Source organism: Klebsiella sp. 2-CIP_Kleb. (assembly GCF_050378715.1).
Lineage (GTDB): Bacteria > Pseudomonadota > Gammaproteobacteria > Enterobacterales > Enterobacteriaceae > Klebsiella > Klebsiella quasipneumoniae.
Genome location: NZ_JBNRLG010000014.1, coordinates 20,104 through 34,477 on the forward strand (window position 1 = coordinate 20,104; position 14,374 = coordinate 34,477).

A 14,374-nucleotide genomic window follows, 5' to 3' on the forward strand; every position below is an offset into this window, starting at 1 on the left:
GCCGGCGCCCGTCCCCGCTTACAGAAAGCCGTACATCGCCGCGAATACCCAGCCAAACACGCAGGAGACGCCAACGCCGATGAGCCCGGGCAGGATAAAGCTGTGGTTAATCACAAAGCGGCCTATATGGGTGGTCCCTGAGCGGTCAAACTGGATCGCCGCCAGATCGCTTGGGTAGGTCGGCAGTATATAGTAGCCATAGCAGGCCGGCGCAGAAGCCACGATATAGGCCGGATCAACGCCGATGGCCAGGGCCACCGGCACAATCGCCGCCAGCGCTGCCGCCTGCGAGTTCACAAACTTCGAAACCAGCAGCAGAACGATGGCATAGGCCCATGGATACTCTTTGACCATCTCCCCGAGCACGCCTTTAATCTCGGTCATGTGCGCGCCAAACATGGTCTCCGCCATCCAGGCGATGCCGTACACCGCGACGATAGCGATCATTCCCGAACGAAAGACCTCATTTTTGGAAATCGATGCCGGGTTGGTTTTAGTAATGATGATGATCAGCGCCCCGGAAAGCAGCATAAACATCTGGATCACCAGCACCATCGACAGCGGTTTACCGTCAAAGGCCGGACGCAGTTCAGAGAAGGCGCCAAGCAGCGCCACCACAGCGATGGAGGCCAGAAAAATCCACATCGCTATCCATTTGCTGGTGGGCAGCTTTTTATCCAGCAGCGTCGCCGTATCGCCATAGACGTAATGGCGGTTCTCCGGTACCGCAATAAACGCCTGGAAGGCTTCGTCTTTATCCAGATCTTTGCCGCGGAACCAGCTGAAGATGCCGATCGCTAAAATGCCCAGCAGCGTGGACGGAATGGTTATCGCCAGCAGATCGAGAAACTCCAGATGTTTACCGTTAAAGGTAAAATTCCCCAGCATCGCCACCAGCGAAACCACCGCCACCGAGACCGGGCTGGCGATGATCCCCATCTGGGCGCCAATGGAGCTGGCGGCCATCGGACGCTCCGGGCGAATGTTATTCTTGATCGCCACATCGTAGATAATCGGCAGGATGGTATACACCACGTGACCGGTACCGCAGAGGATGGTCAGCGTGCAGGTGACGAAAGGCGCCACAATAGAGACATATTTTGGGTTACGCCGCAGCAGCTTCTCAGCAATCTGCAGCATGACATCCAGACCGCCGGATGCCTGCAGCGTCGCCGAGGCCGCCACCACCGCAATGATCACCAGCATCACATCAACCGGCGGTTTGCCCGGCTGGAGATGAAAAACAAAAACGAGGATCACCAAACCGATGCCGCCCAGCAGCCCCAGCGCAATACCGCCTTTTCGGGCACCATAAAACAGACAAATTAAGATAATAATGAGTTGTATCGCGAATTCCATGCAGCCCCCAGAGCCTGTCCGCTCAGACCTAAAGTAATGATCCATACCTGTCTGCCGGGGTTATTTCTGCGCCTTGTTGGGGGAAGCATGAGATGCAGCGATCCCTCTCCAGAGCCGTCGCGCCGAAGATAAAGCAGCAGCAGTAATCCCATGATTCATCAGGTATTTTGAATATATCCTCTTTGAATTGATTATTTTTTGATATGAGTAGAAGTTTTACCCATATATAAAGAAAGGTTTTTTGAGGTGATAGATTAATGGATATTTTGTATGAATTAATTGCTAAAAAATTGCAGCCTGGATATGGCGTAAATGTAATTAAAGACGGGTACCGCGGAGAACAGGCAATAAAAAAGCCGGTCAGGAAACCTGACCGGCTTTTCAGCAGTGCATCAACGATTAATCGTTGTCAGAACCGCCCAGACCTGCGTTCAGCAGCTCTGCCAGGTTGGCAGATGCTTCTTCCACGCTCACCTGCGGTGCCGCCGGCAGTTCGCCAGCAGCGCGACGGCGCATACGATCCTGGTGGTACGCATAACCGGTACCGGCCGGGATCAGACGACCCACGATGACGTTCTCTTTCAGACCGCGCAGTTCGTCGCGTTTGCCCGCAACGGCTGCTTCGGTCAGCACGCGAGTGGTCTCCTGGAACGATGCCGCGGAGATGAAGGACTCGGTGGCCAGAGACGCTTTGGTGATACCCAGCAGATCGCGGGAGAACGTTGCGCCCACTTTGCCGTTCGCTTCCAGTTCGCGGTTCGCGATCTTGACGCGGGAGTATTCCACCTGCTCGCCTTCGAGGAAGTCGGAGCTGCCTGCGCTTTCGATGGTGGCTTTACGCAGCATCTGACGAACGATAACTTCGATGTGTTTATCGTTAATCTTAACGCCCTGCAGACGGTATACGTCCTGGACTTCGTTAACAATGTAACGGGTCACAGCATGTACGCCACGCAGACGCAGAATGTCGTGCGGCGCTTCCGGACCGTCGGAAACCACGTCACCACGTTCTACACGTTCACCTTCGAACACGTTGAGCTGACGCCATTTCGGAATCATCTCTTCGTACGGTTCGCTACCGTCTACCGGGGTGATAACCAGGCGACGTTTCCCTTTGGTTTCTTTACCGAAGGAAATGATACCGCTGATTTCAGCCAGGATTGCCGGCTCTTTCGGACGACGTGCTTCGAACAGGTCCGCAACGCGCGGCAGACCACCGGTGATGTCCTTGGTACCGCCGGATTCCTGCGGAATACGCGCCAGGGTGTCACCAGAGCTGATCTGTACGCCATCTTCCAGCTGAACAATCGCTTTACCCGGCAGGAAGTACTGAGCCGGCATATCGGTGCCTGGAATCAGAACGTCGTTGCCCTGAGCATCAACGATTTTCAGCGCCGGACGCAGATCTTTACCACCTGCGGTACGTTCTGCAGAGTCCAGAACCACCAGCGAAGACAGACCGGTCAGTTCGTCGGTCTGACGAGTAATGGTCTGGCCGTCGATCATGTCAGTGAAGCGGATGAAACCGCTGACTTCGGTGATAACCGGCATGGTGTGCGGATCCCAGTTTGCGACGGTTTCACCGCCGGCAACCTGCTCACCGTCGCCTTTCGCCATAACCGCACCGTAAGGCACTTTATAGCTCTCTTTGGTACGACCGAATTCGTCGATCAGTTTCAGCTCGGTGTTACGGGAAGTGATAACCAGTTTACCGCTGGAGTTCACAACCGACTTCGCGTTGCTGAGCTTGATGCTACCTTTGTTTTTCACCTGGATGCTGGATTCAGCAGCCGCACGAGATGCCGCACCACCGATGTGGAACGTACGCATCGTCAGCTGTGTACCCGGCTCACCGATGGACTGTGCCGCGATAACGCCGATAGCCTCACCTTTGTTGATGATGTGGCCACGCGCCAGGTCACGACCATAGCAGTGCGCACATACACCAAAGTCGGTGTCACAGGATACAACGGAACGCACTTTGACGGAGTCAACGGAGTTCGCTTCCAGCAGGTCACACCAGTGCTCGTGCAGCAGCGTGTTGCGTGGAACCAGAATATCCGCGGTACCCGGCTTCAGCACGTCTTCCGCAGTCACACGACCCAGTACGCGATCGCGCAGCGGCTCTTTGACGTCGCCACCTTCGATAACCGGCGTCATGGTGATGCCTTCCAGGGTGCCGCAGTCGTCTTCAGTGACGACCAGGTCCTGGGCAACGTCGACCAGACGACGAGTCAGGTAACCGGAGTTCGCTGTTTTCAGTGCGGTATCCGCCAGACCTTTACGCGCACCGTGCGTGGAGATGAAGTACTGGAGTACGTTCAGACCTTCACGGAAGTTCGCGGTGATCGGCGTTTCGATGATGGAGCCATCCGGCTTCGCCATCAGACCACGCATACCGGCCAGCTGACGAATCTGTGCAGCAGAACCACGCGCACCGGAGTCGGCCATCATGTAGATGCTGTTGAAGGAAACCTGCTGCTCTTCCTGACCGTCACGGTTAATCACGGTTTCGGTTTGCAGGTTATCCATCATCGCTTTGGATACACGATCGTTCGCCGCAGCCCAGATATCGATAACTTTGTTGTAGCGTTCGCCCGCGGTCACCAGACCGGACTGGAACTGTTCCTGAATCTCAGCAACTTCCGCTTCCGCTTCGCTGATGATTTCGTATTTTTTCTCCGGGATGACCATGTCATCGATACCAACGGATGCACCTGAACGCGCTGCGTAAGCAAAGCCGGTGTACATCGTCTGGTCCGCGAAAATAACGGTCGGTTTCAGGCCCAGAATACGGTAACAGGTGTTCAGCATCTTGGAGATCGCTTTCTTACCGAGCGCCTGGTTCACGATAGAGAACGGCAGACCTTTCGGTACGATCATCCACAGAATGGCACGGCCAATGGTCGTGTCTTTCAGGCTGGTTTTCGCGACAAACTCACCATTGTCGTCTTTTTCGTATTCAGTGATACGCACTTTAACGCGCGCATGCAGAGAGGCCAGGCCGGCGCGATAAATACGCTCAGCTTCTTTCGGGCCAGTCAGCACCATGCCTTCGCCTTTGGCGTTAACACTGTCACGGGTCATGTAGTACAGACCCAGTACAACGTCCTGAGACGGAACGATGATTGGTTCGCCGTTCGCCGGGGACAGGATGTTGTTGGTAGACATCATCAGCGCACGCGCTTCCAGCTGGGCTTCCAGCGTCAGCGGTACGTGAACAGCCATCTGGTCACCATCGAAGTCGGCGTTATATGCCGCACAAACCAGCGGGTGCAGCTGGATGGCTTTACCTTCGATCAGAACCGGTTCGAATGCCTGAATACCCAGACGGTGCAGGGTCGGCGCACGGTTCAGCAGAACCGGGTGTTCGCGGATCACTTCGTCCAGGATATCCCAAACGACAGCTTCTTCGCGCTCAACCATCTTCTTAGCGGCTTTGATGGTGGTGGCCAGGCCACGCAGTTCCAGCTTGCCGTAGATGAACGGTTTGAACAGCTCCAGCGCCATTTTCTTCGGCAGACCGCACTGATGCAGACGCAGGTATGGACCTACGGTGATAACAGAACGACCGGAGTAGTCAACACGCTTACCGAGCAGGTTCTGACGGAAACGACCCTGTTTACCTTTGATCATATCGGCCAAAGATTTCAGAGGACGTTTGTTAGAACCGGTGATCGCACGACCGCGACGACCGTTGTCCAGCAGGGCATCTACCGCTTCCTGCAGCATACGTTTTTCGTTGCGTACGATGATATCCGGCGCAGCCAGATCCAGCAGACGTTTCAGACGGTTGTTACGGTTGATCACGCGACGATACAGATCGTTGAGGTCAGACGTCGCGAAACGACCGCCATCCAGCGGAACCAGCGGACGCAGATCTGGCGGCAGTACCGGCAGAACGGTCAGGATCATCCACTCCGGCTTGTTGCCAGACTGTACGAAGGCTTCCAGCAGCTTAATGCGCTTGGTCAGCTTTTTACGCTTGGTTTCGGAGTTGGTTTCGTTCAGCTCTTCACGCAGCTGCTCGCACTCCTGCTCCAGATCCATATTGCGCAGCAGCGCCTGGATCGCTTCCGCACCCATCTTCGCGTCGAATTCGTCACCGAACTCTTCCAGCGCGTCCAGGTACTGTTCTTCCGTCAGAATCTGGTTGCGTTCGAGGTTGGTCATGCCACCTTCGATAACCACATAGGATTCAAAGTACAGTACACGTTCGATATCGCGCAGCGGCATATCCAGCAGCAGGCCGATACGGGACGGCAGAGATTTCAGGAACCAGATGTGCGCAGTCGGACATGCCAGCTCGATGTGGCCCATGCGCTCACGACGCACTTTAGTCTGGGTCACTTCAACGCCGCACTTCTCACAGATCACACCGCGGTGTTTCAGGCGCTTGTACTTACCGCACAGGCACTCATAGTCTTTTACCGGCCCAAAGATACGGGCGCAGAAAAGGCCGTCACGCTCAGGTTTGAACGTACGGTAGTTAATGGTTTCCGGCTTTTTAACTTCACCGAAAGACCATGAACGGATCATGTCTGGCGAAGCCAGAGCAATTTTGATCGCATCAAACTCTTCGGTTTTAGTTTGCGCTTTCAGAAACTTTAATAAGTCTTTCACGGATTTGCTCCCGTCGGAGTTAGCACATTCCGCTGCCGGGCGTTAACCCGGCAGCAGTGACCTGTTTGAGCGAGAATTACTCGTCTTCCAGTTCGATGTTGATGCCCAGCGAGCGAATTTCTTTCAACAGTACGTTGAAGGATTCCGGCATGCCCGGTTCCATCTGGTGATTGCCGTCCACGATGTTTTTATACATCTTAGTACGACCGTTCACGTCATCAGACTTAACGGTGAGCATTTCCTGCAGGGTGTAAGCTGCGCCGTATGCTTCCAGCGCCCACACTTCCATCTCACCGAAGCGCTGACCACCGAACTGCGCCTTACCACCCAGCGGCTGCTGAGTAACCAGGCTGTAAGAACCGGTGGAACGCGCGTGCATTTTGTCGTCGACCAGGTGGTTCAGTTTCAGCATGTACATGTAACCCACGGTTACCGGACGCTCGAACTGCTCACCGGTGCGGCCGTCGAACAGGGTGATCTGACCGGAAGTCGGCAGGTCGCCCAGCTGCAGCAGCGCTTTAATTTCCGCTTCTTTCGCACCGTCGAACACCGGCGTTGCGATCGGCATACCTTTACGCAGGTTTTCAGCCAGACGCAGAACTTCTTCATCGCTGAAGGTATTCAGGTCAACTTTCTGACGAACGTCAGCGCCCAGATCGTAGGCACGCTGGATGAACTCGCGCAGTTTCGCGACTTCCTGCTGCTGTTTCAGCATGGCGTTGATCTTATCGCCGATGCCTTTCGCAGCCATACCCAGGTGAGTTTCCAGGATCTGACCGATGTTCATACGAGACGGTACGCCCAGCGGGTTGAGGACGATATCTACCGGCGTACCGTTAGCATCGTGCGGCATATCTTCGATCGGGTTGATCTTAGAGATAACACCCTTGTTACCGTGACGACCCGCCATCTTGTCACCAGGCTGGATACGGCGTTTAACGGCCAGGTATACCTTAACAATCTTCAGCACGCCCGGTGCCAGATCGTCGCCTTGGGTGATTTTGCGGCGTTTCGCTTCGAGTTTTTTCTCGAACTCGTGTTTCAGTTCGTCGTACTGCTCAGCCAGCTGTTCCAGCTGATTTTGTTTCTCTTCGTCGGTCAGGCCCAGTTCCAGCCAGCGATCGCGCGGCAGTTTGTCGAGCTTCTCAGCTTCAACGCCACCGGAGACCAGCACCGCGTAGATACGACTGAACAGACCGGCTTCGAGGATCTGCAGTTCTTCAGACAGGTCTTTTTTGGCCTGCTTCAGCTGCATCTCTTCGATTTCCAGCGCACGTTTGTCTTTTTCTACGCCGTCACGGGTAAAGACCTGAACGTCGATAACGGTACCAGAGACACCGTTCGGTACGCGCAGAGAGGAGTCTTTAACGTCAGACGCTTTCTCACCGAAGATCGCACGCAGCAGTTTCTCTTCCGGCGTCAGCTGGGTTTCACCTTTCGGCGTAACCTTACCAACCAGAATGTCGCCGCCGGTCACTTCCGCACCGATATAAACGATACCGGACTCATCCAGTTTGGAGAGCGCAGCTTCACCCACGTTCGGGATGTCAGCGGTGATCTCTTCCGGCCCCAGCTTGGTGTCACGGGACACGCACGCCAGTTCCTGAATGTGGATAGTGGTGAAACGGTCTTCCTGGACAACACGCTCGGAAACGAGGATGGAGTCTTCGAAGTTGTAGCCGTTCCACGGCATGAACGCTACGCGCATGTTCTGACCCAGCGCCAGCTCACCGAGGTCGGTGGACGGGCCGTCGGCCAGCACGTCGCCGCGCTCAATAGGTTCGCCCAGGGACACGCAAGGCATCTGGTTGATGCAGGTGTTCTGGTTAGAACGGGTGTACTTAGTCAGGTTATAGATGTCGATACCTGCTTCGCCCGGGTACATCTCGTCTTCGTTAACTTTGATAACGATACGGGAGGCATCCACGTACTGAACAGTACCGCCACGTTTAGCCACCGCAGTAACACCGGAGTCGACGGCCACAGCACGTTCCATACCGGTACCAACCAGCGGCTTATCAGCGCGCAGAGTCGGAACGGCCTGACGTTGCATGTTTGCACCCATCAATGCACGGTTGGCGTCATCGTGTTCCAGGAACGGGATCAGGGACGCACCGACGGATACCACCTGCTGGGTGGATACGTCCATGTAGTCAACCTGGTCACGGCTGAACAAGCTGGATTCGCCTTTGCTACGGCAGGTCACCAGGTCTTCTACGAAGTGGCCGTTTTCATCCAGGTTGGAGTTCGCCTGAGCGATAACGTAGTTGCCTTCTTCGATAGCAGACAGGTAGTGAATTTCGTCAGTAACCACACCGTCGGTCACTTTACGATACGGCGTCTCAAGGAAGCCATATTCGTTGGTCTGCGCGTACACGGACAGGGAGTTGATCAGACCGATGTTCGGACCTTCAGGCGTTTCGATTGGACATACGCGACCATAGTGAGTCGGGTGTACGTCTCGAACTTCGAAGCCTGCGCGCTCACGGGTCAGACCGCCTGGGCCGAGTGCGGAGATACGACGTTTGTGCGTGATCTCAGACAGCGGGTTGTTCTGGTCCATAAACTGAGACAGCTGGCTGGAACCAAAGAACTCTTTCACTGCTGCGGAAATCGGCTTGGCGTTGATCATATCCTGAGGCATCAGGGTATCCAGATCGCCCAGAGACAGACGCTCTTTCACCGCACGCTCTACACGTACCAGGCCAACGCGGAACTGGTTCTCCGCCATTTCGCCAACGGAACGGATACGACGGTTACCGAGGTGGTCGATATCGTCCACTTCGCCTTTACCGTTACGGATATCGATGAGCTTCTTCATCACTTCAATGATGTCGTCTTTGCTCAGGATACCGGAACCTTCGATTTCGTCGCGCAGCAGAGAACGGTTGAACTTCATACGACCAACCGCGGACAGATCGTAGCGGTCTTCGGAGAAGAACAGGTTCTCAAACAGGCTTTCAGCGGCTTCACGAGTCGGCGGCTCGCCAGGGCGCATCATGCGGTAGATTTCTACCAGCGCGCTCAGACGATCGTTAGTCGGGTCGACGCGTACCGTTTCAGAGATGTATGGACCGTGGTCCAGATCGTTAGTGAACAGCGTTTCGATGCGCTTGTGGCCAGACTGGCTCAGCTTAGCCAGCAGATCCAGGCTCAGCTCCATGTTCGCCGGGCAGATCAGTTCGCCAGTCGCTTCATCGATATAGTCTTTAGCCGCCACTTTGCCCGCGATATATTCAACCGGCACTTCGATATGCTTGATATCGTCTTTTTCCAGCTGACGGATATGACGAGCCGTGATGCGACGGCCTTTCTCAACGTACACTTTGCCGTTGGCTTCGATATCGAAGGAGGCGGTTTCGCCGCGCAGACGCTCCGGAATCAGCTCCATCTGCAGCTTGTTGTCGCGAATTTCAAAGACCACTTTTTCGAAGAACAGGTCAAGGATCTGCTCAGTGGTGTAATTCAGCGCGCGCAGGATGATGGTAGCCGGCAGCTTACGACGACGGTCGATACGAACGAACAGGTTGTCTTTCGGGTCGAATTCGAAGTCCAGCCAGGAACCACGGTAAGGGATGATGCGTGCGTTATACAGAACCTTACCGGATGAGTGAGTCTTACCTTTGTCACTGTCAAAGAAGACGCCCGGGCTACGGTGCAGCTGAGAAACGATAACACGCTCGGTACCGTTGATGACAAAGGTACCGTTGTCGGTCATGAGCGGGATTTCGCCCATGTAGACTTCTTGTTCTTTAATGTCTTTGACGGTGCCTTCCGGCGCTTCGCGCTCGTAGATCACCAGACGCAGTTTTACGCGCAGCGGTGCAGAGTAAGTCACGCCACGGATCTGACATTCTTTAACGTCAAAAACCGGTTCGCCCAGACGGTAGCTGACGTATTGCAGCTCGGAATTACCGCTGTAGCTCTGAATTGGGAATACGGAACGGAAAGCAGCTTCCAGACCATACTGCCCTTCAGGATCTTGCTCGATAAACTTCTGGAACGAGTCAAGCTGGATAGAAAGGAGATATGGCACATCCAGAACTTGTGGACGTTTACCAAAATCCTTACGAATACGTTTTTTCTCGGTATAGGAGTAAACCATAGGGTTCCTCAGCTCGCTGACAAGTCGACCCATCTGCCCGCAGAGGGCAGTTTTTTATGCAACACTATTTTGTTGACCGGAAAATGGAACACTTTCCGCAATGCCTGTTGCTATCACGCTTAAACCATTTCATTGCGATTTACACAGCCCAGGAACCCTAACCTGTCGCAGTATATTAAGTCGTCGATAGAAACAAGCATTGAGAGGCAAACCAGTAGTCAAACAGCGTGAAACGCTACTGGCGCCTTACAGCGCAAAAAGGCTGGTGACCAAAAAGTCACCAGCCTCAGCCTGATTTCTCAGGCTGCAACCGGAAGGGTTGGCTTATTTAACTTCAACTTCAGCGCCAGCTTCTTCCAGAGATTTTTTCAGAGCTTCAGCGTCGTCTTTGCTGATGCCTTCTTTCAGTGCAGCCGGAGCAGATTCTACCAGGTCTTTAGCTTCTTTCAGACCCAGGCCAGTCGCGCCACGTACTGCTTTGATAACAGCAACTTTGTTAGCGCCAGCAGCTTTCAGAATTACGTCGAATTCAGTTTTTTCTTCAGCAGCTTCAACCGGGCCAGCAGCTACAGCTACAGCAGCAGCAGCGGAAACACCGAATTTTTCTTCCATTGCAGAGATCAGCTCAACAACGTCCATTACGGACATAGCGGATACTGCTTCAATGATTTGATCTTTAGTGATAGACATTTAAATTGTTCCTGAATATCAGAATAAGTTTATACGTAAGCGAATGCTTTACAAAGATAACTGCGATTAAGCAGCTTCTTTCGCATCGCGTACAGCAGCCAGAGTACGAACCAGTTTGCCAGCCGAAGCTTCTTTCATGGTTGCCATCAGGCGTGCAATTGCTTCTTCGTAGGTCGGCAGAGTTGCCAGGCGGTCGATCTGCGACGCCGGGATCAGCTCACCTTCAAAGGCAGCGGCTTTGACCTCAAATTTTGCATTCGCTTTCGCGAACTCTTTGAACAGACGAGCAGCAGCGCCCGGGTGTTCCATAGAGTATGCAATCAGGGTCGGACCAACAAACGTGTCTTTCAGGCACTCGAACTGAGTACCTTCTACGACGCGGCGCAGCAGGGTGTTACGAACAACACGCATGTATACGCCAGCTTCACGACCTGCTTTACGCAGTTCAGTCATTTTATCTACAGTTACGCCACGGGAATCCGCAACTACTGCAGACAGCGCGCCTTTGGCTACTTCGCTGACTTCAGCAACAATCGCTTGTTTGTCTTGAAGATTTAAAGCCATTAGCTTTGCTCCTGGATGTTTGCCAGAGCCTATGCTCTGGAACTCACTTCACTCAATTCAACGAAAAGAGCGTCTAAATACGGTGAGCAGAAACAAGCCAGAATATCCAAAAATAATCTTAGCGTTCTGTCACCGTCTACGCAGGGCATTAAGTTTCTTGCGAAACACCTGCGGTCTTCGACGGAGGTCTGGATAGGCCAGACTCCAACGAACAATTCGGTTACCTGCTAACCTTAGTTAGCAAACGTGGGCGAAGATTGTAGACAAAATCACCGCCCACGTAAAGGCATTAGTTTGCAGAAGCGTTCAGGCCAGCCTGATCTACTGCAACACCTGCACCCATGGTGGTGGAGATGCTAACTTTCTTGATGTACACGCCTTTCGCCTGAGTCGGTTTTGCTTTTTTCAGCGCAACCAGCAGAGCTTCCAGGTTTTCTTTCAGTTTGTCAGCGTCAAAGTCCACTTTACCGATGGTGGTGTGGATGATGCCGTTTTTGTCGTTACGGTAACGAACCTGACCTGCTTTCGCGTTTTTAACCGCTTCAGCAACGTTCGGAGTTACGGTACCCACTTTCGGGTTCGGCATCAGGCCACGCGGACCCAGAACCTGGCCCAGCTGGCCAACAACGCGCATTGCATCTGGAGAAGCAATAACAACGTCAAAGTTCATTTCGCCTTTTTTGATCTGCTCAGCCAGATCTTCCATACCTACCAGCTCAGCGCCTGCAGCTTTAGCAGCTTCAGCGTTTGCGCCCTGGGTAAATACGGCTACGCGAACGGAACGGCCAGTACCGTGCGGCAGTACAGTTGCGCCACGGACGTTCTGGTCAGATTTACGAGCGTCGATGCCGAGGTTAACGGCAACGTCTACGCTTTCGGTAAATTTAGCGGTGGCCAGCTCTTTCAGCAGAGCGATGGCTTCGTTGATGTCGTACTGTTTAGTTGCATCAACTTTCTCACGGATCACGCGCATGCGCTTGGTCAGTTTAGCCATTTCTTAGTCCTCCACTACCAGGCCCATGGAACGTGCAGTACCTTCGATGGAGCGAGTCATCGCTTCAATGTCGGCACCAGTCATGTCGGCAGCTTTGGTCTGCGCGATTTCCTGCAGCTGAGCGCGGGAGATTTTACCCACTTTATCTTTGTTCGGCTTACCGGAACCAGACTTGATGCCTGCAGCTTTCTTCAGCAGAACAGCAGCCGGCGGAGTCTTGGTAACAAAGGTAAAGGAACGGTCAGCGTAAACGGTGATAACAACCGGGATCGGCAGACCTTTCTCCAGGGAATCAGTTTTGGCGTTGAACGCTTTGCAGAATTCCATGATGTTCACGCCCTGCTGACCCAGTGCTGGGCCGACCGGCGGGCTCGGGTTCGCCATACCAGCTGCAACCTGCAGCTTGACGTAGGCTTGGACTTTCTTAGCCATTCTTAAATCCTCAAATTGGGTATTAACGCTTCAGAGAAGCTCCCCGTGATTAAACATCGTTTTACGGGCCGGGCCCATAAAAACAAAAGGCGCGAAATTGTATGCCAATTTCGCGCCCTATGCAACGATTAAATCGCTGCTTTTTTGATCGCCGGCTTACGCCTTCTCAACCTGGCTGAAGTCCAGTTCTACCGGAGTCGCACGACCGAAGATAGAAACGGAAACTTTCAGGCGGGACTTCTCATAGTCCACTTCTTCAACCACACCGTTAAAGTCAGCGAACGGACCGTCGTTAACGCGAACCATTTCGCCCGGTTCAAACAGCGTTTTCGGACGCGGCTTATCGCCAACCTGCTGCAGACGATTCATGATGGCGTCGACTTCTTTGTCGCTGATCGGCGCCGGACGGTCAGAGGTACCGCCGATGAAGCCCATCACGCGCGGCACGCTGCGCACCAGGTGCCAGCTTGCGTCGTTCATGACCATCTGGACCAGAACGTAGCCTGGGAAGAATTTACGTTCGCTTTTGCGACGCTGGCCGCCACGGATCTCAACCACTTCTTCGGTCGGGACCATGACTTCGCCAAATAACTCTTCCATGTTGTGTAATTTGATATGTTCACGCAGCGACGTGGCTACGCGACCTTCAAAACCGGAAAACGCCTGAACGACGTACCAGCGCTTTTTAGGAGCTTCAGACATCTCAGAACCTCAGGCCAGTGATAAAGGAGACCAGGCGAACCAGAATACCATCCAGTCCCCACAGGATCAGTGACATTACTGCAGTCACAGCAGCAACAATCAGCGTAGTATGCAGCGTTTCCTGGCGAGTCGGCCAAATCACTTTACGAACTTCGGTTCTCGCTTCGCGAGCAAAAGCAACGGTCGCCTTACCTTTCGTCGTCAACAGCGCGACGCCACCGGCAGCAGCAATAAGAATAACCACGGCCAGCGCACGCACCGCCAGCATAATGTCGCGATAAAGGAAGTTGCCCACGATCGCCACGATCAGCAGCACGGCAACGATAATCCACTTCATCGCTTCCAGGCCGCGCCCGCTCCCTTGAGCTTCGGTATTCGCACTCATAAACCAACCTGTCAGAAGTATTCTACAAACAATTTCACCCCGCGGGGGCGAGGCGATCCAAACCGAAATTAAGTTTCGGATTATACACTTAACTATTCAAATTGCTTCAACGCTGACGGTTTTGTCGCCCCTGCCCTGCTAACGCAAAGGAGGATGCTGATTGCCGTCGCACTATCGCTCGAATGGTTTGGTGTATAAACGCCCTCTTCAGAGCCTGTCTCAGCAATGATTATGACAAATAAAATCACTGATGAGCCAGGTTCTGGTGTGAAAGCGTGCAAAAAGGGCATCAAATGATGCCCTTTTATTGCGCATTGCGTCAAATGTTATCAGCGATTAGCCGAGAACTTTAGCAACCACGCCCGCGCCAACGGTACGACCGCCTTCACGGATTGCGAAACGCAGACCATCGTCCATCGCGATCGGGTGGATCAGGGTAACAACCATTTTGATGTTGTCGCCCGGCATTACCATCTCTACGCCTTCCGGCAGTTCGATGGTGCCAGTCACGTCAGTTGTA

At 53.7% G+C, this 14,374-nt stretch carries 9 protein-coding genes and 1 pseudogene; all 10 read right to left on the bottom strand.

Annotated features, from left to right (window positions below):
• Positions 1 to 18 precede the first annotated feature (18 nt).
• Positions 19 to 1,359 (bottom strand): anaerobic C4-dicarboxylate transporter DcuB, encoded by a 1,341-nt coding sequence (dcuB, locus tag ACQUTP_RS24905; RefSeq protein ID WP_285756518.1) that lies wholly within the window; start codon positions 1,357 to 1,359, stop codon positions 19 to 21.
• 399 nt (positions 1,360 to 1,758) lie between these two features.
• On the bottom strand, positions 1,759 to 5,982 hold the full coding sequence (gene rpoC, locus ACQUTP_RS24910) for a DNA-directed RNA polymerase subunit beta' (RefSeq protein WP_004206757.1): 4,224 nt from the start codon (positions 5,980 to 5,982) through the stop codon (positions 1,759 to 1,761).
• 76 nt (positions 5,983 to 6,058) lie between these two features.
• Positions 6,059 to 10,087, bottom strand: coding sequence for a DNA-directed RNA polymerase subunit beta (rpoB, locus tag ACQUTP_RS24915; protein WP_004206758.1), 4,029 nt, complete (start codon positions 10,085 to 10,087; stop codon positions 6,059 to 6,061).
• Between the two features lie 324 nt (positions 10,088 to 10,411).
• Positions 10,412 to 10,777, bottom strand: a complete 366-nt coding sequence (rplL, locus tag ACQUTP_RS24920; RefSeq protein WP_002884142.1) for a 50S ribosomal protein L7/L12 — start codon at positions 10,775 to 10,777, stop codon at positions 10,412 to 10,414.
• A 66-nt stretch (positions 10,778 to 10,843) separates the two neighbouring features.
• Positions 10,844 to 11,341, bottom strand: a complete 498-nt coding sequence (gene rplJ / locus ACQUTP_RS24925) for a 50S ribosomal protein L10 (RefSeq protein ID WP_001207203.1) — start codon at positions 11,339 to 11,341, stop codon at positions 10,844 to 10,846.
• Positions 11,342 to 11,630: 289 nt separating this feature from the next.
• Positions 11,631 to 12,335 carry a 50S ribosomal protein L1 gene (gene rplA / locus ACQUTP_RS24930; protein WP_002884036.1) on the bottom strand — a complete coding sequence of 235 codons (705 nt, stop codon included), beginning with the start codon at positions 12,333 to 12,335 and terminating at the stop codon, positions 11,631 to 11,633.
• Between the two features lie 3 nt (positions 12,336 to 12,338).
• Positions 12,339 to 12,767 (bottom strand): 50S ribosomal protein L11, encoded by a 429-nt coding sequence (gene rplK, locus ACQUTP_RS24935; RefSeq protein WP_002884034.1) that lies wholly within the window; start codon positions 12,765 to 12,767, stop codon positions 12,339 to 12,341.
• A gap of 156 nt (positions 12,768 to 12,923) precedes the next feature.
• Positions 12,924 to 13,469, bottom strand: coding sequence for a transcription termination/antitermination protein NusG (nusG, locus tag ACQUTP_RS24940; RefSeq protein WP_001287521.1), 546 nt, complete (start codon positions 13,467 to 13,469; stop codon positions 12,924 to 12,926).
• 1 nt (position 13,470) lies between these two features.
• Entirely contained in the window at positions 13,471 to 13,854 is a 384-nt protein-coding gene (gene secE / locus ACQUTP_RS24945; protein ID WP_002883772.1) for a preprotein translocase subunit SecE, read from the bottom strand.
• A gap of 336 nt (positions 13,855 to 14,190) precedes the next feature.
• A pseudogene (gene tuf, locus ACQUTP_RS24950) lies at positions 14,191 to 14,374 on the bottom strand (elongation factor Tu); the annotation flags it as partial.

What these genes read in the sequence shown, in the direction of transcription:
- rplL (WP_002884142.1), bottom strand. Translation starts at nt 10,777, where the DNA reads ATGTCTATCACTAAAGATCAAATCATTGAAGCAGTATCCGCTATGTCC.
- rpoB (WP_004206758.1), bottom strand. Translation starts at nt 10,087, where the DNA reads ATGGTTTACTCCTATACCGAGAAAAAACGTATTCGTAAGGATTTTGGT.
- secE (WP_002883772.1), bottom strand. Translation starts at nt 13,854, where the DNA reads ATGAGTGCGAATACCGAAGCTCAAGGGAGCGGGCGCGGCCTGGAAGCG.
- nusG (WP_001287521.1), bottom strand. Translation starts at nt 13,469, where the DNA reads ATGTCTGAAGCTCCTAAAAAGCGCTGGTACGTCGTTCAGGCGTTTTCC.
- rplK (WP_002884034.1), bottom strand. Translation starts at nt 12,767, where the DNA reads ATGGCTAAGAAAGTCCAAGCCTACGTCAAGCTGCAGGTTGCAGCTGGT.
- rplA (WP_002884036.1), bottom strand. Translation starts at nt 12,335, where the DNA reads ATGGCTAAACTGACCAAGCGCATGCGCGTGATCCGTGAGAAAGTTGAT.
- dcuB (WP_285756518.1), bottom strand. Translation starts at nt 1,359, where the DNA reads ATGGAATTCGCGATACAACTCATTATTATCTTAATTTGTCTGTTTTAT.
- rplJ (WP_001207203.1), bottom strand. Translation starts at nt 11,341, where the DNA reads ATGGCTTTAAATCTTCAAGACAAACAAGCGATTGTTGCTGAAGTCAGC.